Below are 19509 nucleotides of genomic sequence, written 5' to 3' on the forward strand. Positions count from 1 at the left end.
ATCAGGACTTCTTATCGGGCGTGGCAGGTGCCGGAGCGGCCTGAGCCGGGGTTTCCGTCTGGTTGCGCACCGTATTGGTGGCATTCGGATCGAGCGCCGGCAGGCCGTTTTCGATCTTCTGCTTCACATGCTCGCGGTTGACGTCTTCGCCTTCGGAAACAAGCGTGCGGTTCCACTGGTAGACGGCTTCGAGCTTGCGCCCGACCCGCCAATAGGCATCGCCCAGATGGTCGTTGATCGTGGCATCACCGGCGCGCAGCTGGATTGCTTTCTCAAGCTCCGTCACCGCATCGTCGAACCGGCCGAGGCGATAGTAAGCCCAGCCGAGCGAATCGACGATATAGCCGTCATCGGGGCGCGCATCGACGGCCGCCTGGATCATCTTCAGGCCTTCGTCCAGGTTGAGGTTCATGTCGACCAGCGAATAGCCGAGATAATTCAGAACCTGCGCCTGTTCAGGGTTCAGTTCCAGTGCCTTGCGGAAATTGGGTTCGGCTTTCGGCCATTCCTTCAAGCGCTCATAGGCAATGCCGCGCTGGAAGAACACCGACCAGTCGCTCTGCCGAGGCACCGAGCCGATGACTTCGACGGCCTTGTCGTAATTCGCGGCCATCTCCTTGTAGTCCTTGGCCTCGGACAAGACGCTGCCATAGGCGATGTAGCTGCGGATATCGGCCGGGTCGGACTGGATCAGTTCCTTCAGGTGGCTCTTGGCCTCATCGATCTTGCCGGTATCGGAAAGCGTGATGCCGAGCTGCAGTTCGGAAATCCGCCGCATCGGCGAATCCTCGGGAACCTGCTGGTAGAATGCGATGGCGCGCTGCGGCTGTTCCAGTTTTTCGGCAATGCCGCCGAGCATGATCAGCGTATCGGCACTCTTCTCGTCGAGCGCATGCGAGATCTGCAGGTAGAGCGCCACCATGTCTTCCGCACCCTGGCGGTTCAGCGCCCCGCCGATGGAGAAGAGCACGCCGGCTGCACCTTCGGCAGCGGTCGTGACCTGCTGGGCCGGCTTTTCACCCTTTTCGATGCTCTGGCGCAGCGCCTTGAGCGGAGCGTAATTGGAGATCATGCCGTCGCCGACAGAGATCGCATCGAGCGCCTTCTGCTTGTTGCCCGCCGAGGCTTCCAATCGCGCCAGCGCCATGACGGCGCGCATGAACGTATCCGGAGCGGTAGCGACCGCGTCATTATTGGTCACGGCCCGGTTGAGATATTGGCGGGCGGTCGAGGTGTCGCCGGCGACGATCGCCATTGCACCCAGATGGTAATCGGTAAAGACCTTGAACCAGGCGGGGCCTTTCAGCCCGTTGATCGTCGCGATCGCCTTTTTACCCTTGCCGGCGCCGACATCGGCCCAGCCGGACAGAAGAAGATGCGTCAGGCGGTCGAGATCGTTCGGTCCCTCATAGGCAAGGATCTTCCTGGCGCTGTCGTATTTACCGCTGCGCAGCGCATCCAGCCCGCGCACGATCTTCGTCACGCGCTCGACGGCGGTGTCGCTCTTCAGCGCTTCGGCTTCCTTCAACCCGTCGGCAAAATCGCCGTTGAGAAGAAGCGAGATCATAAGCCGTTCGCGGATTTCGAGATTGGCCGGCTCGAAATCGAGTGCCTTGCGATAAAGCGCGATTGCGGTCGGGTAGTCGTGATCGACATCGGCCGTGCGGGCAGCGAGAAACGCGCCGGCAAACGACTTCACGTCACGCGCCCCGAACGTCGCCGCCTTCTCTTCGGCCGGCTTGGCGTCCGGTGTGGCGGCGCCCGCCACAGAACCGAACACCAGGCATGCCGCGAGCGCGACGCTGGAAAGCAGGAGATGACGGTTTGTCTGCCGCATAAACGGGCCTTTCATGAAAGCTGGCGTGTCGGCGACGCGTCGCCGCAGGAATGCGCCGAATGATTCATAACAGAATGGCTTTTTTGAAGCAGGTCCGCAAGGAAATCTGCCGTGAGCTCAGCTATCCCCAGAAGGGTTGTCACGGCAGATTGATCAGTTCACCCGCTGGATGGTGAAGTCGATGACTTCCATCATCGCATCCTTCAGCGGACCGGCCGGAAGCGGAGCCAGCGCATCGCGGGCGATCTTGCCGTAATGCAGGGCGCGCGCGATCGTATCCTTCAGCGCGTCGTGCCTGGTAATCAGACCTAGCGCCTTTTCGAGGTTCTGGTCGCTGCTTTCACCCTTTTCGATGGCGCTGCGCCAGAAGGCTTGTTCTTCCTGCGTGCCGCGACGGAAGGCGAGGATGACGGGAAGTGTGATCTTGCCCTCGCGGAAATCGTCGCCGACATTCTTGCCGAGATCAGCAGCATTGCCGCCATAATCCAGCGCATCGTCGACCATCTGGAAGGCATAACCGAGGTTCATGCCGTAGGAGCGCAGGGCCGAACGGCTTGCCTTGTCTGCATTGGCGATGATCGGGCCGACTTCGGCAGCCGCGGCAAACAGTGCCGCTGTCTTGGCGCGGATGACGGAGAGATAATCGTCTTCGGTCGTTTCGAGATTCTTGGCGACAGAAAGCTGCAGAACTTCACCTTCGGCGATCACGGCGGCTGCTGTCGCAAGCACGTCGAGCGCTTCGAGCGAACCGACATCGACCATCATCTTGAACGCCTGGCCGAGCAGAAAATCGCCGACGAGAACGCTTGCCTGATTGCCCCAGATCATCCGTGCTGTGGACTTGCCGCGGCGCAGATCGCTTTCGTCGACCACGTCGTCATGCAGAAGCGTCGCCGTATGCATGAACTCGACCGAGGTCGCGAGCCTCACATGGCCTTCGCCCTGGTAACCGAACATCGAGGCCGATGCGAGCGTCAGCATCGGGCGCAGCCGCTTGCCGCCGGAAGAGATCAGGTGGTTGGCCACTTCCGGGATCATCTGTACATCCGAGCCGGCCTTAGACAGGATCAGCTGGTTGACGCGATCCATGTCCGCCTTGGTGAGATCCACCAGCGGCTTTACGGATGCAGATTTGTTTTTGCCTTCTTCAAGCGGTATGACGACGCCCAAGTTCAGGCCTCCCTGGAAATGTATGAGACGAGACTAGTAACGTCGTCATAGGGCGGTAGGGCAAAAACATAAAGGGCTTTTCACGAAAGGGTGCCTGATGATCGAGCTTATCCGCACCAATGATGTCGTCACGCTGTCACTTGCGGAAAGCCTGATGAAAGATGCCGGCATACATTGCCTCGTCGCCGATCAGTCGATGAGCGTGCTGGAAGGTTCGCTTGGCCTCCTGCAGCGCCGTCTTCTGGTGGAAGAGTCGCGTTCGCAAGAGGCCCGCACAATCCTTACTGATGCCGGCCTGGAGACCGAACTGCGGTCATGAGCACATCCGATCTGATCAAGTCCAAGCCGCAGGTAGACTTCACCATCGATGCCTTCCATCGTGGCCGCTTCCACGTTGTACAGCCGAAAAATGAAGGGCATCGCTCTGGTGTGGACGCCATGCTGCTTGCCTCGCTGGTATCGGGCGACGGGCCAGCAAGCGTTGCCGATCTAGGCTCCGGGGCAGGAGCGGCGGGTCTCGCGGTCGCCTCGCGGCTTGGTGGGGCACACGTCCTCCTGGTCGAAAAATTTCCGGTCATGGCGGATTATGCCAGACGAAGCATCGCTCTGCCCGAAAACGCCTTCCTGGCGGACCGCGTGGATGTGCTCGAGGCGGACGTGAGCCTGACCGGCAAGGCCCGGGTCGCAGCAGGTCTTGAAGACGAGGTTCACGATCACGTCATCATGAACCCGCCCTTCAATCATGCCGGGGATCGCAGGACCCCCGACAACCTGAAGGCAGAGGCGCATGCGATGACGGATGGCCTGTTCGAGGCCTGGCTGAAGACTGCGGGCGCTATCATGAAATCCGGCGGGCAGCTGTCGCTGATCGCACGGCCTGAATCCATTGCCGATATTCTGGCAGCTTGCGGAAAGCGTTTTGGCGGCGTCGAAATCACCCCCGTCCATCCGCGCCCCGGCGAGGATGCGACCCGCATTCTCGTGACGGCGATCAAGGGATCGAAGGCAAGGCTGATATTCCGCGCACCGCTTGTCGTGCATGGTCCAGACGGCCATTCGTTCAGCGCCGATGTCGACGACCTGAACAATGGCCGTTCGGCCTATCTGCGTCGCACTGTCAGCCGCTCACCACGTCGATCAGCAGTTTGACATTGAGCGCGGCAATGGCGAGGGCGATCAGGTAGGCAAGTGCCGCCAGCCAGCGTGGCGCGACCAGCGCACCCATCTTCGCCTTGCTGGTCGTGAACATCACCAGCGGAAAGACGGCGAAGGAAAGCTGCAGGCTGAGCACGACCTGGGTGAGGATCAGAAGTTCGGACGTTCCAGCATCGCCATACCAGATGGTGACGATACCGGCCGGCACGATCGCAATTGCCCGCGTCACCACGCGCCGGACCCACGGCTTCAGCTTGATATGCAGAAAACCTTCCATGACGATCTGCCCGGCAAGCGTTGCCGTCACCGTCGAGTTGAGGCCGCAGCAGAGCAGGGCGATGCCGAAGAAGACCGGCGCCAGAGCGAGGCCAAGGATGGGCGACAGGAGCGCATTTGCCTGGCCGAGTTCAACCACATTGGTGTGCCCGTTGGCATTGAAGGCTGCTGCCGCAAGGATGAGAATGGCGGCATTGATCATCAGCGCGAAGGTGAGCGCAACCGTGGAATCGATCGTCGCGAATTTGAGCGCCTCGCGCTTTTCCGGCACCGTCTTGCCGAAATCACGCGTCTGCACGATGCCGGAATGCAGGTAGAGATTATGCGGCATGACGGTCGCGCCTAAAATGCCGAGCGCCAGATAGAGCATTTCGGGGTTTTTGACGATCTCCGTCGTCGGCACGAAGCCGAACGCGACCTCAGACCAGACCGGATCTGCAAAGAAGATCTGCACGCCGAAACAGACGGCGATGACCCCGAGCAGGGTAATGATGAAGGCCTCGACCCAGCGAAAACCGAGCCTCTGCAGATAGAGGATGAGAAACACGTCGAGCGAGGTGACGAGAACGCCGACTTCCAGCGAGATGCCAAAAATCAGGTTGAGCCCGATCGCGGTGCCTATCACCTCGGCAATGTCCGTGGCGATGATGGCGATCTCCGCCAAAGCCCAGAGAACGACCGAGACCGACCGCGGAAAGGCATCACGGCAAGCTTGCGCCAAATCGCGGCCCGAGGCGATCGCCAGTCGGGCGCAGAGCGATTGCAGCACGATCGCCATCAGGTTGGAAAGCAGCGCGACAGAAAGCAGCGCGTAACCGAATTTCGACCCGCCGGCGAGCGAGGTGGCCCAGTTGCCGGGATCCATGTAACCGACTGCGACCAGATAACCCGGACCCGCGAAGGCAAGGACACGTCTCAGTTTCGAGCCGTGGCGGGTGACATTGACCGATTGATAGACATCCGACAGCGACGCCTCGCGGGCATCTTGCCGCCAGCCACTCTCGGTCTTTATGCGGGAGAAATCCATGTAATCCTCGGATGGGCAATAACGGCATCTTGCTTGTTTGGAATGAAATTGCAAGTCATTCGCAATAAGCCGTAAACCTTCGTTGGAACACAGCGATTGCACTTGTCGTTCCAATGCCTACATGCATTGCTGAACCGATATTCTGGAAGGATCTTAAATGGCTGGCTTGTTCAATCGTCTGCTCCCGAAGCGTTTTCGCAAGAAGGGATTGGCGATACCCGTCGTTCGCCTGCATGGGGCGATCATGACGGGCGGAAACCAGTTCAAGCCGACATTGAGCCTGGCGACGGCAGCCCCGATGCTGGAAAAGGCATTCGCCAACAAGGAGACACCGGTTGTTGCCATCTCGGTGAATTCCCCGGGCGGCTCGCCCGTGCAGTCGCGGCTGATCTTCCAGCGCATCCGGGCGCTTGCCGAGGAAAAGCAGAAGAAGGTGCTGATCTTCGTCGAGGATGTTGCGGCCTCCGGCGGCTATATGATCGCGCTTGCGGGCGACGAGATCTTTGCCGACCCGACCTCGATCGTCGGTTCGATCGGTGTCGTCTCCGGCGGCTTCGGTTTCCCTGAAATGCTGAAGAAGATCGGCATCGAGCGCCGCGTCTATACCGCCGGTGAAAACAAGGTCATCCTCGATCCGTTCCAGCCGGAAAAGGATAGCGATATCGAATATCTGAAGACGCTGCAGGTCGAGATCCACAAGGTCTTCATCGATATGGTGAAGATGCGCCGAGGTGAGCGTCTGTCCGATGACGGAGAAATTTTCTCCGGCCTGTTCTGGACGGGCTCGAAAGGTCTGGAACTCGGCCTGATTGACGGGCTGGGCGACATGCGCGAAGTCTTGAAACGCCGCTTCGGCAAGGATGTCCGCCTCGAACTGATCGGCAGCGCCCGCACCCTGTTCGGCAAGCGTCTGCCCGGCGTGGAAATGACCACACCCGCCTTTGGTGAAATCGCCGCGCAGGCGGGGGCGGGACTTGCCGCCAGCATCGAAGAAAGGGCATTGTGGAGCCGATACGGGCTCTGACGCCCGACACGTCTCGTTTGAGAGCGGGGCGCATTTGCATAAGGACTTCGAGGGGAAATGGCCCAGCTCATATTCATGGCCGTGCTGATCTGCGGCGGATGGATGCTTTACAAGCGCTTCATCAAGGACGCGGAGAAACTGACCGCACGCCGCAAGCAGCAGGAAAAGGAACGCCAGACCGGTGCCGTCGGCACGCTGGAAAAGGATCCGGTGACGGGCGAGTATCGGGTGAAGAAGGAAGAAGAGTAAGGCACTCGTGCCTTCACGCTTGACCCTCGCCGCCTCGCGTGGCACTCGTCCGCATCCTCAATCAAACGATGCCGATATGCCCATGACCGATCTGCCCGAACACATGGACCCCAAGCGCTCTTTCCAGGCGCTCATCCTGACGCTCCATAATTACTGGGCGGACAAGGGCTGCGCCGTTCTGCAGCCTTACGACATGGAGGTCGGTGCCGGTACCTTCCATCCCGCGACCACTTTGCGTGCGCTTGGTCCCAAGCCGTGGAAGGCAGCTTACGTTCAGCCGTCGCGCCGCCCGTCCGACGGTCGTTACGGCGAAAATCCGAACCGCCTGCAGCATTATTACCAGTATCAGGTCATCCTGAAGCCGAACCCTTCCAACCTGCAGGAGCTTTATCTCGGCTCGCTGAAGGCGATCGGCCTCGATCCGCTTCTGCATGACGTGCGTTTCGTCGAGGATGACTGGGAAAGCCCGACGCTCGGCGCCTGGGGTCTCGGCTGGGAATGCTGGTGCGACGGCATGGAAGTCTCGCAGTTCACTTACTTCCAGCAGGTCTGCGGCATCGAATGCTCGCCGGTTGCCGGCGAGTTGACCTATGGTCTCGAACGTCTCGCCATGTATGTCCAGGGCGTCGACAACGTCTATGACCTGAACTTCAATGGCCGCGAAGGCGAAGAGAAGATTTCCTATGGCGATGTTTTCCTGCAGGCAGAGCAGGAATATTCCCGCCATAACTTCGAATACGCCAATACCGAAATGCTGCATCGCCACTTCATCGATGCGGAAAAGGAATGCCAGGCGCTTCTCGCTGCCGGTGCACCGGGCGACAACGCCAACCAGATGCTGCACAAGTGCGTCTTCCCGGCTTACGACCAATGCATCAAGGCATCCCACGTCTTCAACCTGCTTGATGCCCGCGGCGTGATCTCGGTCACCGAACGCCAGAGCTACATCCTTCGCGTCCGCACGCTCGCCAAGGCCTGCGGCGAGGCTTTCCTGCTGACGGATGCCGGTGGCGCGAATTTCGGCGAAAAGGCCGCCTGAGGCTCGCTTGATACTATCGCGCGATGCCGCAGTTACGCGGCGTCGCTTTTTTCCAGAGCCAGCCGGAAGCCCAGAGCCTGAACGACTTTCTGGACGGTTTCGTAGCGCAGTTTCGATCCTGATTTGAGAGCTTTGTAGAGGCTTTCCCGTCCAAGCCCCGAAAGTTCTGCGACTTGGGACATGCCGCGCGCCTTGGCGACGTGCCCGAGTGCCGCGATGAAAACGTCCGGGTTTTCATCTTCCATGGCCAATTCCAGATATTCCAGCATGGCATCCGGGCTATCGAGATATTCGGCAATTTCGAATGTGCTGGTCTCGCTCATGGCCATTCTTTCCTGATTGTCGCGGCCAGCTCGATGGCTCGGCCTATATCCCGCTTCTGCGTGGATTTATCGCCGCCGACCAGCAGCAGGTAAACAGTCTGGCCGCGGCGGGTGTAGTAGATGCGGTAGCCGGGACCGTAATGAACACGCATTTCGGAAACCCCGCCGCCGACCGGTTCGCAATCACCGAAATTCCCTTGCTCTGCCGATGTCAGGCGAGCGAGAATTCGCAGCCTGCCCTTTTGATCCTTGAGCGAACGCAGCCACTCGTCAAATTGCTTGGTCTTCTCGAACGTGATCATACGAATGTATCCGATTGGATACGGTTTCGCAATAGAAGCGAAAGCCGTCAAAGTTTAGTGCGGTCAGCTATTCAATAAGTGACGGATCGCGTTAGATGTATCGGCAGAAACTGGGGGTATTACCGATATGTACATCGCGCTCGGCCTTATCGCGCTCGTCGCTCTCTACGTCATCGTCATTTATAACGGCCTCGTCCGCGCGCGGCAGATGGCGGAAGAGGCTTGGTCCGGCATCGATGTGCAGCTGAAGCGCCGCGCCGATCTAGTCCCCAACCTGATCGAGACGGTGAAGGGTTATGCTGCGCACGAAAAAGGCACGCTCGAAGAGGTGGTGAAGCTGCGCAATCAGGCTCAGGCGGTGCCCACCGGCGATGTCGCCGGTCGTGCGCAGGCGGAAGGCCTGCTCTCTCAGGCGCTCGGCAAACTGTTCGCGCTCGCAGAAGCCTATCCCGACCTCAAGGCCAACCAGAATTTCGCCGAGCTGCAGACTTCGCTGGAGACGATCGAAAGCGAGATCCAGATGGCGCGGCGTTATTACAATGGCTCGGCGCGCGACCTGAACATCAAGGTCGAGAGCTTTCCCGCCAATCTTGTCGCCGGCCCCTTCGGCTTTTCCAAGCGCGAGTATTTCGAGATCGAAAACGAGGCCGATCGCGCCGTTCCCAGCGTGAAATTCTAAAGCGGAGGTCGCTGATGTTTCGGCGCCTTGTCCTCGCCCTTGCCTTGGTTCTGGCAGGTTATCTTCCGGCTGCGGCGGAGGAATATATCCGCAGCTACAATTCGGATATCAGGATTGCTGCCGATGGTGAGCTGACGGTGACCGAGGCGATCACGGTCAATGCCGAGGGCAATCGCATCCGCCGCGGCATTTTTCGCGATTTCCCGATGACCATGGAGGATGCGAAAGGCCGCACGATCCGGGTCGGTTTCGAGCCCGTCTCCGTTACCCGCGATGGCCGCCCGGAAGCCTTTCATACGGAAACCATCTCCCGCGGCATCCGCATCTATGCCGGGGATGAAAACACGTTTCTATCTCCCGGCGAGCACACCTACGCCATCACCTACAGAACCAACCGGCAGATCCGTTATTTCGACGATCATGACGAGTTGTACTGGAACGCCACCGGGAATGGCTGGCAGTTCCGCATTGCACAGGCTTCGGCGCGTGTGACGCTGCCGGGCGGCAGGGTCACGGATACCACTGCCTTTACCGGTGCCTACGGTTCCACCGCCAGCGACGTCCGCGCAAGCGCTTCTGGCAGCCAGGCGACATTCACCACGACCCGCCCGCTGGGCAGTGAGGAAGGCCTCACGATAGTCGTCGGCTTCCCCAAGGGCATCGTTACAGCACCTTCCGCAGATCAGGAGAGTGCGTGGTGGTGGCGTGACAACCGTAACTTGTTCCTTGCCCTCGGTGGCCTCGCCGTCGTTGCTTTTTATTATTTCGTGGTCTGGCGGAGAGTCGGCCGTGACCCGCAAGGCGGCGTCATCGTGCCGCGCTGGGATACACCGGCCGGCATCTCGCCGGCGCTGGTCAACTATATTGACAACAAGGGATTTTCCGGCGGCGGCTGGACTGCGTTTTCGGCAAGCCTGCTTGATCTTGCGGTAAAGGGTTATCTGACGCTCGAAGACCTCAAGTCGCGGGTTGTCGTCAGGATCAGCGATAGAAAGCCGTTGAAGGATCTCCCCTCCGGACAAAAGAGCATGCTGTTCCAGATGGGCGCAGCGGGTGACACATTCGCGATCGAGAAGTCGAATGGCGAACGGGTACAAGAGATCGGCAAGGCCTTCCGGCAGGCGATCGAGAAGGAACATCGGGGCAAATATTACAGGCACAATACCGTCTATGTCGTGCTTGGCGTGCTGCTCAGCCTGATGGCCGCGGCGGCGTTGCTGATTTTTGGCGATATCGATCCGGATGATCTCGGGCTTCTGCTTCCCGCCGTCTTGTTCGGCGGCTTCTGGTCCTTCTTTGCGGTCAATGCCGGCAAGTCACTGCTGCGGAAGAAAACCATTGCCGCCCGCATCGTCGCGATCATCTCGCTTGCCATGTTCGGCCTTGTCGCCTTTTCCATTGGCGGGACTTTCATCGTCGGCATGATCGACAGCATCGGGGATGGCCAGTGGCCGGTCTTCGCCGGCATCGGCGGTTTCGTCCTCATCAATGCGCTGTTCTTCTTCCTGATGGGCGCGCCGACCCCGCTCGGCCGCAAGCTGATGGATGAGATCGAAGGCCTGCGCACCTACCTGACGGTCGCCGAAAAGGACCGGATGAACATGGCCGGCGCCCCTTCCATGTCGCCGCAGCATTTCGAAAAGCTCTTGCCCTATGCCGTAGCGCTCGGCGTCGAAAAACCGTGGAGCGAGGCATTCGAGGCATGGCTGGCAACGGCGGTTGCCGCCGGTGCCGCAGCCTATAGCTCGACCTGGTATCACGGTGACGGTTTCGGCAGTTTTGGCGATCGCATCGGCGGCTTCTCGTCATCCATGTCGCAGACCATCCAGTCCACCATCCCGACCCCGAAATCCTCGTCGTCTTCCTCCGGCTTCTCGACAGGTGGCGGTTTTTCCGGCGGCGGGGGCGGCGGCGGAGGCGGTGGAGGATGGTAGCTGCTGCTTGAATTCTGCAAGCTGATCGACTACGTTACATGTAACGCGATCCTTGGAGGTGAAAATGCCCGCTTCCGTTGGCAGAAGAGTACAGAAGCATCGGGATGCCCTGAGAGCATCCGGTCTGCGTCCGGTGCAGATTTGGGTACCTGATACGCGTCGACCGGGGTTTGCGGCGGAATGCCGCCGTCAGGCCAAAATTGCCGCCGCCGCGGATGCCGCCGATCGTGATCTCGATGCAATTCTGGATGCGACGCTTGCCGACCTTGATGACGAAGGCTGACCATGCGGCGTGGCGATCTCGTTACCATTGGGGTCTCTGGTGATTTCGGTAAACCACGCCCGGCACTAGTCATCCAAGCGGACCTATTTTACGAGACCGGCACGGTGACCGTGCTGCTTATTTCTTCCGCTCTTGTCGAGGCGCCGTTGATCCGGGTGAGGGTTGAGCCTTCCTCTTTAAACGGCCTGCAGAAGACCTCCCAGATCATGATCGACAAGGCCATGTCGGTAAAGCGTGACGAGCTCGGCCTCGTTATCGGCCGCCTCGAAGACGAAACGCTGCTTGCCGTCACCAGATCGCTTGCGGTGTTTCTCGGCCTGGTCTGAGCTTTACCGGCGGCCTAGCCGCCACTTTCCCAATCAGACCTGATGACTTTTGCGGATGGGCTTGCTAAGCCCGCCACGTCATTATTTTTAAGCGCAAAGACTTGAGCCCCATGCCCGACCTGCTTCTAGAACTTCGCTCCGAGGAAATTCCTGCCCGCATGCAGCGCAAGGCGGCGGGTGACCTGAAAAAGCTCGTGACCGACGCGCTGGTGGATGCAGGCCTGACCTATGAAGGTGCGCGCGAATACTGGACACCGCGTCGCCTGACGCTCGATATCCGCGGCCTGACAGCCCGTTCGGCCGATCTGCGCGAGGAAATCAAGGGACCGTCCACCAAGGCGCCGGAACAGGCGATTGCCGGTTTCCTGCGCAAGGCCGGACTTTCGGATATCTCCGAAGCCCAGGTCGCCACCGATCCGAAGAAGGGCGATTTCTATGTCGCCATCGTCTCCAAGGCCGGCCGCGCCGCCGAAGAGATTATTGCAGACGTGATGCCCGGCATCATTCGCTCCTTCCCTTGGCCGAAATCGATGCGCTCCGGTTTCGCCTCCATGCCAAAGGGTTCGAGCTATGGCGGCGTCGAGGGCAAGGGTTCGGAAAGTCTGCGCTGGGTGCGCCCGTTGCAGTCGATCATCTGCACTTTCGGCTCCGAGCATGACGAGACCAAAGTCATCCCCTTCGAAATCGATAGCATCACCGCCGGCAACGTCACCTATGGTCACCGTTTCCACGCACCGGATGCGATCACCGTTCGCCGTTTCGATGATTATGTCGCAAGCCTCGAAAAGGCGAAGGTCATGCTCGATGCCGACCGTCGCAAGGACATGATCCTGCACGATGCCCGTGATCTCGCATTCGCAAGCGGCCTCGATCTGGTCGAGGACGAAGGCCTGCTCGAAGAGGTTTCCGGTCTGGTCGAATGGCCGCATGTGCTGATGGGCACGTTCGAGAAGGACTATCTCGAAATCCCGGCTGAAATCATCCGCCTGACGATCAAGACCAACCAGAAATGCTTCGTTACCCGCCCGCAAGGCGTGGAAGAAGGCCTGTCCAACCATTTCATCCTGATCTCGAATATCGATGCCAAGGATGGCGGCAAGGAAATCATCCACGGTAACGGCAAGGTCGTGCGCGCCCGCCTGTCGGATGCCAAGCATTTCTGGACCCGCGACCAGGGCGATATCCCGGATCTCGGCACGCTGGTGGACTCGGCGAAAAAATTCGATCTCGACCTGAAGAAGCCGCTCGACCAGCGCATGGCCAAGCTCGATGCGCTGAACGTGACGTTCCACGCCAAGCTCGGCACGCAAGGAGCGCGCGTTGCCCGCATCCGCGCGCTGGCCAAGGAACTGGCCCCTATCGTCGGCGCCGACCCGATCCTCGTCGATCGTGCGGCTGTGCTCGCCAAGGCTGACCTTCGCACAGAGGCCGTCGGCGAATTCCCCGAACTGCAGGGCCTGATGGGCCGCCGTTATGCCGGTCTGCAGGGCGAAAAGGAATCCGTCGCGATCGCCATCGAGGATCACTACAAGCCGCAAGGCCCGTCCGACCGTGTGCCGAAGGACAAGGTGGCAATCACCGTCGCGCTCGCCGACAAGCTCGATACGCTTACCGGCTTCTGGGCCATCGACGAAAAGCCGACCGGCTCGAAGGACCCGTATGCGCTGCGCCGTGCGGCTCTGGGTGTTGTGCGCATTCTCTTGGAGCGGAGTGTCGAGTTGCCGCTCCTCAAGCAGATCGAAAATGCGGCTATTCCCGTTCTAAATTCGGACGCAGAGAGGTTCTTCTCTGAGATGGGGAAAAGCGTAAGTGCTGCAGCGGAGATACTGAACCGCCCAGAAATGGTTGAGGAATTTGATAGTTCTTCGCCCGTCATCGAAGGATGGTCGGATCACGTGTTTCACGGGATCTATCGAGTTCAGAACGACCTCCTGTCCTTCTTCCATGACCGCCTGAAAGTCTACCTGCGCGATATGGGCGCCCGTCACGACATCATCGACTCGGTACTGACGCCGGAGACCGATGATCTCCTGCTCGCAGCCCGTCGGGCAGAAGCGCTGACCTCCTTCATCTCCTCCGAAGACGGCCAGAACCTGCTGGCTGGCACCAAGCGCGCTACACAGCTGCTTGCCGCCGAAGAGAAGAAGGGCACCGTTATTGCCGAGGGCGTTTCCGGCGAACTCCTGAAGCTCGATGCCGAAAAGGCGCTTTGGGCTGCGGTCCAGGTGGCCTCTAAGGAAACCTCCGAAGCGGTATCGAAGAAAGAATACCGCTCCGCCATGGAAGCCCTGTCACAGCTGCGCGCGCCGGTCGACAAATTCTTCGAGGATGTTCTGGTCAACGACGAGGACACCGCCATCCGCGCCAACCGCCTGGCCCTCCTGAAAGCCATCCGCGAGGCGACCGGCACGGTTGCGGATTTCTCCAAGATCAGCGGGTAAGGCGCGGCTCTGCAAAAGCAGACGCAATCCATCCGAACTTTCAAAAGCCCCGCTAATCCGGGGCTTTTTTCTGCGCTGCGCTCCGTGTTAAACTGAGTGTGGATTTCTCCAGGAGCCTTCGATGAACAAGCCCGTGCAAGTGACCGTCAGCGATCAGGCCGCAAGCTTCGTCTCGCGCGAGTTGGAAAGCGGACGCTTCGAGACCGTTGACGAGGTTATCGAGGCGGGGCTTCGCATGCTCGAGGAAGAGCAGATGAAGATCGAGAGGCTGCGCGAATTGCTGATCGAGAGCGAGAATAGCGGCCCTGCGCATTACGTCGATCGGGATGAGTTCCTGTCCCGGATGCGTGAAAAGCATGGGCGATGAAAGTCTATCGTCTACGCCCGACTGCCGAGGCAGATCTTGACGATATCTGGTTATATACTGCCAATATCTGGTCCACTGAGCAGGCTGAGACCTATGTCTCCCGCTTGTTCGATATGTTCGTTTTGCTTGGGACCAATCAAGGTCTCGGGCAACAGGTAGATACGATCATGCCCGGCTATCGCCGCTTTCTATGCGACCACCATCTCATTTTTTATGTATGCGCTGATGACGGGCAGGTCGAAATCGTTCGTATCCTCCACGAAAAGGTCGATATCCGCCGCCATCTCGACGAACAGCAATGACAGTCTCCAAAATCCTCATCAGCGCCTGCCTTCTCGGCCATGCCGTCCGTTATGACGGCAAGGGAAAGCCGCTCGTCCATCCGGCGATCGATCGGTGGCGGGAGGAGGGGAGGCTGGTGACGATCTGCCCGGAGCTGGCCGGCGGCATGGGCGTGCCGCGGCCGCCTGCCGAGATCGAGAAGGGCATGACCGGGGCCGATGTGCTTGAGGGGCGGGCGCGGGTCATGGAGATCACCGGCGGTGATGTGACCGAGGCCTTCGTCGCGGGTGCCCGTCACGCGCTGGAATTTGCGCAGGCGCATGGCTGCACCCACGCGCTTCTGATCGACGGCAGCCCATCCTGTGGCTCGGGCTTTATCTATGACGGATCGTTCGAGGGGCTGAGACACGCAGGCAACGGCGTGACGGCTGCGCTTCTGGAGCAGGCAGGTATCGTCGTGTGTTCAGATCGCCAGGTGGAGGAACTGGTGGAGCTGTTGGCAAAAGCCTGACGCCGCCCGTTTGCCGCTATCGCGCGGATCCCGAAAAAGTACTGAAAAGAGAAAGCCGCCGGACCATATTGTCCTGACGGCTTTCATCCCCGCGTCCCCCGCGTAACTTGGTGAGCACTCCGCCCGACTAGGGCGGAACCTAGATAGTGTAAATTAGCTTGCCATGCGCATCTGGCCGGCCATGTCGCGCAGGCTGTCGGCGTGTTTCGAACCGCTGACGCGGAAGCCTCGGATCAGGTTCAGGAGGTCCTCGGTATCGACTGCGAGCGCTTCCGCAGAGGCCGTGGTCTCTTCCGCCATGGCGGCGTTCTGCTGGGTTGCCTGGTCGAGATGGTTGAGCGACGAGGAGATCGAACGCAGTGTCGAATCCTGCTCTGCGGCGGAATCGGCGATCTTGCTGACGATGTCGCTTGCCGCCTTTACCTGGCTCGAAATTCGCTTGAGCGCTTCGCCGGCCTCGCCCACCAAGCGAACGCCATTTTCCACCTGATGCGAGGAATGCGAGATCTGGTCCTTGATCTCCTTGGCGGCGGCTGCCGAACGCTGGGCGAGTTCACGCACTTCCTGGGCGACGACGGCAAAACCCTTGCCGCTTTCGCCGGCACGCGCGGCCTCGACGCCGGCATTGAGCGCCAGCAGGTTGGTCTGGAACGCGATCTCGTCGATGACGCCGATGATCTTGGAAATCTCGCCGGAGGATTGCTCGATACCGCTCATCGCCTCGATCGCTTCGGCAACCACGGCATCGCTGCGGTTCGCTTCGCCGCTGACCGTGACGACCCGCTGGGCCGCCTCGCGAGCGCCGTCAGCGGTCTGCTTGACGGCAACCGTCAGTTCGTCGAGAGCCGCCGAAGTTTCTTCCAGACTTGCCGCCTGGCGCTCGGTGCGCTGCGACAGCTCGTTGGAAGCGCGACGGATTTCCTCCTTCGAGCCGCCGATATCGATGCCCTTGGCATTGACCTTGGACATGGCAGCTTCGAGATGGCCGAGCGCCTCGTTGAAGTTGTCGCGCAGGCCGGCATAGCGACTGCCGAGATCGCCGCAGCGAACCGTGAGGTCGCCCTTGGCGAGGTTTTCGAGAGCGGAGCCGATCGTGGAGACGACGCGGGCCTGCAATTTGGCCTCGTCGCGCTGCATGTCGAGGTTCTGCTGGCGCTCGCCGTCGAGTTCCTCCTGTTGGCGCTGTTGGCGTTCTTCCATCGCATGGCGCTCGCGCACCTTCTGCTGCAGGGCTTCGGTGGCGCGGGCCATCAGGCCCACTTCGTTCGTCATGCCCGTATGCGGGATCTTGAGATTGACATCCTCGTCGGCAACGGCGTTCAGCGCGTTGCGGATATCGCTGAGCGGTCCGGAAATGTTGCGGATGACAATCAGTGCAAGGATGGCGGCAAGCACAAGGATGCCGGCTCCGATGCCGACGGCCTTCATGATGTCCGAGCGGACCTGGGCTTCGAGGTCATCGACATAGACGCCGGTAACGAGAACCAACTGCCAGGGTTCGAAAGCGAGCGCATAGGAGCTCTTGCGGAAATCCTCGCCCTGTTCGCCGGGCTTGGGCCCAAGGAAGTCTGCAGTGCCGCCGCCGGCACGGGCGAGCTTGACCAACTCGTCGCGATACATGAAGCCCTGGCTGTCGGGCTTGCCCTTGAAATTCTGGCCGAGACGCTTGGGGTCTGGATGCAGGCGCATCGTCACGTCATAGTCATAGGCATAGAGATAACCGTCCGGCTTGAAGGTCATGGCGGAGACAGCTGCGAAGGCCTGTTTCTGGGCGTCCTCGCGCGTCAGCTCGCCAGCCGCTTCACGCTCCTGGAATTTCTTCAGAATGCCGATGCCGGATTCCACTTGGCTGCGCAGCATTCCGTAACGCTCTGCATAGATCGCGCTGGTGGATGCGCGTAGTTCGAAATAGGTACCGACCGCGAAGGCGACCATTAATGTCAGCACGAGCAGGACGAGCTGATGGGAGATCTTCAGGTTCTTCATGGAATCCTCGCGACCATACCGACCGCCATTGTCCGGCAGCCGAATAAACTTCAAGTGTTGGGAAGGAGCGCATCCTGCGCAAAATTCGTGCTGCATCGCACAAGGCTAAAAATGCCCTGTATCTTTGAATAAAAATTTAAGTTTTTGGCGGATGGCCGATGATAACGGATATATTATCGAACGTTATCGCGAATTTTCAGCCCGATAGGGAATTTAACAAGTCAGGGTAGAAGTATTAGGAATAGTGTATCTTGCGGATGGCGAAATAAGCAGCTCTCGTTATTCACTCAACCTAAGTGGAGTGTCTTTTATCTTCTGCTCGCTGAAGGTGCTTTTCTCCACGGCGCCTGTCTTTGACTCAAGGTCGATCGGGTCAGCTTGATGGCTCGCGGTCTGGACCTCTGTCTGGACATATCTGCCGCTCGTGGTCGCAATCACAGCCTGCATCTGATCGATGTTCATCCAGTCCGGTACCTTGCTGATATGGACGACCGGCGAGCCGCCCATCCAAGCATCGGTACGTACGATCTTCTTCTGGCCGTCGATCTCCATAAGCGAGACCGATTGGATGCTGCCTTTCAGCTCGGGAACCTTGTAGTTACTGTCTTCGGCCTTCTTGAGAGGAGGGCAGGTTTCGCAAGTCAAGCTCAGCATGCTTGGGGTCGTTCCCTGCGTATTGCCCGGAAATGGCATTACAGACTGCGCCTGGGCAGTACCGGCGAAAAGCACGAAGGCTGTGAGGGCCAGATGGCGCATGATGCAAATCCTCTCTTTGCATCATGCATAGTCCATCAGTGGTTTCGATCCCGTCAGGAGAACCGGTAAATAACGGCTTAAACTGTAACGATCGGCCGCATCAGCAGAAGGCATGCGGCCAAGCTGTCAGGAATTCTCGCGCGCGGCCGCACGCCAGCCGATATCGCGGCGGCAGAAACCGTTTTCCCAGGTGATGCCTTCTACGAGCGAATAGGCCCCGGCCTGTGCCTCGCGGACATTATGGCCGATCGCCGTAACGTTCAGCACCCGGCCGCCGGTCGCAACCAGCTGTCCGTCCTTGATCGCGGTGCCGGCATGGAAGATCTTCTCGCCTCTGCCGGTTGACGGCAATTTGGCGATCGGCGTGTTCTTGTCATAGGCGGCGGGATAACCCTTGGATGCCATGACGACGCTCAGCGCCACATCGTCGTTCCACAGCGCCTCGACCTGATTGAGGGTGCCGGTTGCGGCGGCATAGAGCAGTTCGAGAAGATCGCTCTTCAGCCGCATCATCAGCACCTGGCATTCCGGGTCGCCGAAGCGGACATTGTATTCGATCAGTTCCGGACCCTTCTGGGTGATCATCAGGCCGGCAAAGAAGACGCCGGTGAACGGATGGCCGCTTTCCGCCATGCCGCGGATGGTCGGCTCGATAATTTCCTTCATCGTCCGCTCGACCATTTCGGGCGTCATCACCGGGGCAGGGGAATAGGCGCCCATGCCGCCCGTGTTCGGTCCGGTGTCGCCGTCGCCCACACGCTTGTGGTCCTGCGCGGTTGCCAGCGCCAGCGCGGTCTTGCCGTCGGAAAGGCAGAAGAAGCTTGCCTCCTCGCCATCGAGATAGGCCTCGACCACGACTTCCGCACCGGCTGCCCCGAAGGCGCCGTCGAAGCAGTCGTCGATCGCGGCAAGTGCTTCTTCGACCGTCATTGCCACGGTGACACCCTTGCCGGCGGCAAGTCCGTCCGCCTTGACCACGATCGGCGCGCCCTGCTCGGTCACATAGGCCTTGGCTTCTTCACCATTGGTGAAGCGGCGATAGGCTCCGGTCGGGATATTGTAGCGGGCGCAGATATCCTTGGTGAAACCCTTGGAGCCTTCGAGCTGGGCTGCCGCGGCCGATGGTCCAAATACGACGATGTTCTTGGAACGCAGCACGTCGGCGATACCGGCCACCAGCGGACCTTCCGGACCGACCACGACGAAGTCGATACCATTGGTCAGGCAGAATTCGGCAACTGCGCCATGATCATCGACGTCAAGGGAAGCGATCTGGGCATGTTCCGCGATACCGGGATTGCCCGGAGCGGCATAAAGGGCAGTCAGTTTGGGAGACTGTGCGAGCTTCCACGCCAGTGCATGTTCGCGGCCGCCTGAGCCGATCAGCAGAACCTTCATAAACCGCCCTCATGGTTGTTTCACTGGGGCGGTTAAGGCCCGTTGCCGCAAAGGTCAAGGGTCTGCGGCCGATATGCACCCGGTTGGCGGCCGGCCCCACAGGGATAACAGGGTCGGCACCGCCTTGATGATATGTTTCTAGAG

Annotated in this window: 21 protein-coding genes; 13 read left to right on the forward strand and 8 right to left on the reverse strand. The window is 59.8% G+C overall.

Annotated elements, in window-relative coordinates:
• Position 1: 1 nt before the first annotated feature.
• Positions 2–1837, reverse strand: coding sequence for a tetratricopeptide repeat protein (locus ACI3K0_RS06095; protein WP_183823079.1), 1836 nt, complete (start codon positions 1835–1837; stop codon positions 2–4).
• Positions 1838–1990: 153 nt separating this feature from the next.
• Positions 1991–3007 (reverse strand): polyprenyl synthetase family protein, encoded by a 1017-nt coding sequence (locus tag ACI3K0_RS06100; RefSeq protein WP_148142883.1) that lies wholly within the window; start codon positions 3005–3007, stop codon positions 1991–1993.
• Between the two features lie 97 nt (positions 3008–3104).
• Here ACI3K0_RS06100 and ACI3K0_RS06105 point away from each other — a divergent pair, with 97 nt between their 5' ends.
• Positions 3105–3326: a DUF2007 domain-containing protein gene (locus ACI3K0_RS06105; protein WP_148142882.1), complete on the forward strand. Its 222-nt coding sequence runs from the start codon at positions 3105–3107 to the stop codon at positions 3324–3326.
• The gene (locus tag ACI3K0_RS06110) at positions 3323–4156 is read left to right on the forward strand and encodes a tRNA1(Val) (adenine(37)-N6)-methyltransferase (protein WP_148142881.1); all 834 of its coding nucleotides are present in this window, start codon (positions 3323–3325) and stop codon (positions 4154–4156) included. The genes ACI3K0_RS06105 and ACI3K0_RS06110 overlap by 4 nt, the downstream gene beginning before the upstream one ends.
• Here the strand turns inward: ACI3K0_RS06110 and ACI3K0_RS06115 are convergent.
• Positions 4125–5465, reverse strand: a complete 1341-nt coding sequence (locus tag ACI3K0_RS06115) for an Nramp family divalent metal transporter (RefSeq protein WP_183684978.1) — start codon at positions 5463–5465, stop codon at positions 4125–4127. The genes ACI3K0_RS06110 and ACI3K0_RS06115 overlap by 32 nt on opposite strands.
• A gap of 157 nt (positions 5466–5622) precedes the next feature.
• Here ACI3K0_RS06115 and ACI3K0_RS06120 point away from each other — a divergent pair, with 157 nt between their 5' ends.
• From ACI3K0_RS06120 to ACI3K0_RS06130, 3 genes are all read left to right on the forward strand, one after another.
• Positions 5623–6489, forward strand: coding sequence for a S49 family peptidase (locus tag ACI3K0_RS06120; protein WP_183823075.1), 867 nt, complete (start codon positions 5623–5625; stop codon positions 6487–6489).
• Positions 6490–6546: 57 nt separating this feature from the next.
• Positions 6547–6738: a hypothetical protein gene (locus ACI3K0_RS06125; RefSeq protein ID WP_148142878.1), complete on the forward strand. Its 192-nt coding sequence runs from the start codon at positions 6547–6549 to the stop codon at positions 6736–6738.
• An 82-nt stretch (positions 6739–6820) separates the two neighbouring features.
• A complete protein-coding gene (locus tag ACI3K0_RS06130) occupies positions 6821–7777 on the forward strand; it encodes a glycine--tRNA ligase subunit alpha (RefSeq protein ID WP_148142875.1) in 957 nt (318 codons plus the stop codon).
• A gap of 32 nt (positions 7778–7809) precedes the next feature.
• Here ACI3K0_RS06130 and ACI3K0_RS06135 read toward each other — a convergent pair whose 3' ends face one another.
• Positions 7810–8106, reverse strand: coding sequence for an addiction module antidote protein (locus ACI3K0_RS06135; protein WP_210303622.1), 297 nt, complete (start codon positions 8104–8106; stop codon positions 7810–7812).
• Positions 8097–8402, reverse strand: a complete 306-nt coding sequence (locus ACI3K0_RS06140) for a type II toxin-antitoxin system RelE/ParE family toxin (protein WP_183823071.1) — start codon at positions 8400–8402, stop codon at positions 8097–8099. Before ACI3K0_RS06140 ends, ACI3K0_RS06135 begins: the two co-directional genes overlap by 10 nt.
• A gap of 127 nt (positions 8403–8529) precedes the next feature.
• Here ACI3K0_RS06140 and ACI3K0_RS06145 point away from each other — a divergent pair, with 127 nt between their 5' ends.
• The 8 genes from ACI3K0_RS06145 (at position 8530) to ACI3K0_RS06180 (ending at position 15225) form a co-directional block, all read left to right on the forward strand.
• On the forward strand, positions 8530–9081 hold the full coding sequence (locus ACI3K0_RS06145) for a LemA family protein (protein ID WP_183823069.1): 552 nt from the start codon (positions 8530–8532) through the stop codon (positions 9079–9081).
• A 14-nt stretch (positions 9082–9095) separates the two neighbouring features.
• Positions 9096–11015, forward strand: coding sequence for a DUF2207 domain-containing protein (locus tag ACI3K0_RS06150; protein ID WP_183823067.1), 1920 nt, complete (start codon positions 9096–9098; stop codon positions 11013–11015).
• 64 nt (positions 11016–11079) lie between these two features.
• Positions 11080–11298, forward strand: a complete 219-nt coding sequence (locus tag ACI3K0_RS06155) for an antitoxin MazE family protein (RefSeq protein WP_183823065.1) — start codon at positions 11080–11082, stop codon at positions 11296–11298.
• Between the two features lie 2 nt (positions 11299–11300).
• On the forward strand, positions 11301–11624 hold the full coding sequence (locus ACI3K0_RS06160) for a type II toxin-antitoxin system PemK/MazF family toxin (RefSeq protein ID WP_183823063.1): 324 nt from the start codon (positions 11301–11303) through the stop codon (positions 11622–11624).
• A 110-nt stretch (positions 11625–11734) separates the two neighbouring features.
• Positions 11735–14065, forward strand: coding sequence for a glycine--tRNA ligase subunit beta (glyS, locus tag ACI3K0_RS06165; protein ID WP_183823061.1), 2331 nt, complete (start codon positions 11735–11737; stop codon positions 14063–14065).
• A 121-nt stretch (positions 14066–14186) separates the two neighbouring features.
• The gene (locus ACI3K0_RS06170; RefSeq protein ID WP_183823059.1) at positions 14187–14432 is read left to right on the forward strand and encodes a type II toxin-antitoxin system ParD family antitoxin; all 246 of its coding nucleotides are present in this window, start codon (positions 14187–14189) and stop codon (positions 14430–14432) included.
• On the forward strand, positions 14429–14734 hold the full coding sequence (locus ACI3K0_RS06175; RefSeq protein ID WP_183823057.1) for a type II toxin-antitoxin system RelE/ParE family toxin: 306 nt from the start codon (positions 14429–14431) through the stop codon (positions 14732–14734). Before ACI3K0_RS06170 ends, ACI3K0_RS06175 begins: the two co-directional genes overlap by 4 nt.
• A complete protein-coding gene (locus ACI3K0_RS06180; protein ID WP_183823055.1) occupies positions 14731–15225 on the forward strand; it encodes a DUF523 domain-containing protein in 495 nt (164 codons plus the stop codon). Before ACI3K0_RS06175 ends, ACI3K0_RS06180 begins: the two co-directional genes overlap by 4 nt.
• A gap of 153 nt (positions 15226–15378) precedes the next feature.
• Here ACI3K0_RS06180 and ACI3K0_RS06185 read toward each other — a convergent pair whose 3' ends face one another.
• The 3 genes from ACI3K0_RS06185 to purD all read right to left on the reverse strand — a co-directional run bounded on the left by ACI3K0_RS06185 (position 15379) and on the right by purD (position 19365).
• A complete protein-coding gene (locus tag ACI3K0_RS06185) occupies positions 15379–17211 on the reverse strand; it encodes a methyl-accepting chemotaxis protein (protein WP_148142866.1) in 1833 nt (610 codons plus the stop codon).
• Positions 17212–17490: 279 nt separating this feature from the next.
• Entirely contained in the window at positions 17491–17967 is a 477-nt protein-coding gene (locus tag ACI3K0_RS06190) for a plant virulence effector HPE1-like domain-containing protein (RefSeq protein WP_148142865.1), read from the reverse strand.
• Between the two features lie 126 nt (positions 17968–18093).
• Positions 18094–19365: a phosphoribosylamine--glycine ligase gene (gene purD / locus ACI3K0_RS06195; protein WP_183823052.1), complete on the reverse strand. Its 1272-nt coding sequence runs from the start codon at positions 19363–19365 to the stop codon at positions 18094–18096.
• Positions 19366–19509 lie beyond the last annotated feature (144 nt).

Origin of the sequence: Rhizobium sp. ZW T2_16 (genome assembly GCF_044987325.1) — a bacterium.
Classification (GTDB): domain Bacteria; phylum Pseudomonadota; class Alphaproteobacteria; order Rhizobiales; family Rhizobiaceae; genus Neorhizobium; species Neorhizobium cellulosilyticum.

Coding starts and splice junctions, on each gene's coding strand:
- ACI3K0_RS06095 (WP_183823079.1), bottom strand. CDS start 1,837: ATGCGGCAGACAAACCGTCATCTCCTGCTTTCCAGCGTCGCGCTCGCG.
- ACI3K0_RS06105 (WP_148142882.1), top strand. CDS start 3,105: ATGATCGAGCTTATCCGCACCAATGATGTCGTCACGCTGTCACTTGCG.
- ACI3K0_RS06110 (WP_148142881.1), top strand. CDS start 3,323: ATGAGCACATCCGATCTGATCAAGTCCAAGCCGCAGGTAGACTTCACC.
- ACI3K0_RS06115 (WP_183684978.1), bottom strand. CDS start 5,465: ATGGATTTCTCCCGCATAAAGACCGAGAGTGGCTGGCGGCAAGATGCC.
- ACI3K0_RS06120 (WP_183823075.1), top strand. CDS start 5,623: ATGGCTGGCTTGTTCAATCGTCTGCTCCCGAAGCGTTTTCGCAAGAAG.
- ACI3K0_RS06125 (WP_148142878.1), top strand. CDS start 6,547: ATGGCCCAGCTCATATTCATGGCCGTGCTGATCTGCGGCGGATGGATG.
- ACI3K0_RS06130 (WP_148142875.1), top strand. CDS start 6,821: ATGACCGATCTGCCCGAACACATGGACCCCAAGCGCTCTTTCCAGGCG.
- ACI3K0_RS06135 (WP_210303622.1), bottom strand. CDS start 8,106: ATGGCCATGAGCGAGACCAGCACATTCGAAATTGCCGAATATCTCGAT.
- ACI3K0_RS06140 (WP_183823071.1), bottom strand. CDS start 8,402: ATGATCACGTTCGAGAAGACCAAGCAATTTGACGAGTGGCTGCGTTCG.
- ACI3K0_RS06145 (WP_183823069.1), top strand. CDS start 8,530: ATGTACATCGCGCTCGGCCTTATCGCGCTCGTCGCTCTCTACGTCATC.
- ACI3K0_RS06150 (WP_183823067.1), top strand. CDS start 9,096: ATGTTTCGGCGCCTTGTCCTCGCCCTTGCCTTGGTTCTGGCAGGTTAT.
- ACI3K0_RS06155 (WP_183823065.1), top strand. CDS start 11,080: ATGCCCGCTTCCGTTGGCAGAAGAGTACAGAAGCATCGGGATGCCCTG.
- ACI3K0_RS06160 (WP_183823063.1), top strand. CDS start 11,301: ATGCGGCGTGGCGATCTCGTTACCATTGGGGTCTCTGGTGATTTCGGT.
- glyS (WP_183823061.1), top strand. CDS start 11,735: ATGCCCGACCTGCTTCTAGAACTTCGCTCCGAGGAAATTCCTGCCCGC.
- ACI3K0_RS06170 (WP_183823059.1), top strand. CDS start 14,187: ATGAACAAGCCCGTGCAAGTGACCGTCAGCGATCAGGCCGCAAGCTTC.
- ACI3K0_RS06175 (WP_183823057.1), top strand. CDS start 14,429: ATGAAAGTCTATCGTCTACGCCCGACTGCCGAGGCAGATCTTGACGAT.
- ACI3K0_RS06180 (WP_183823055.1), top strand. CDS start 14,731: ATGACAGTCTCCAAAATCCTCATCAGCGCCTGCCTTCTCGGCCATGCC.
- ACI3K0_RS06185 (WP_148142866.1), bottom strand. CDS start 17,211: ATGAAGAACCTGAAGATCTCCCATCAGCTCGTCCTGCTCGTGCTGACA.
- ACI3K0_RS06190 (WP_148142865.1), bottom strand. CDS start 17,967: ATGCGCCATCTGGCCCTCACAGCCTTCGTGCTTTTCGCCGGTACTGCC.
- purD (WP_183823052.1), bottom strand. CDS start 19,365: ATGAAGGTTCTGCTGATCGGCTCAGGCGGCCGCGAACATGCACTGGCG.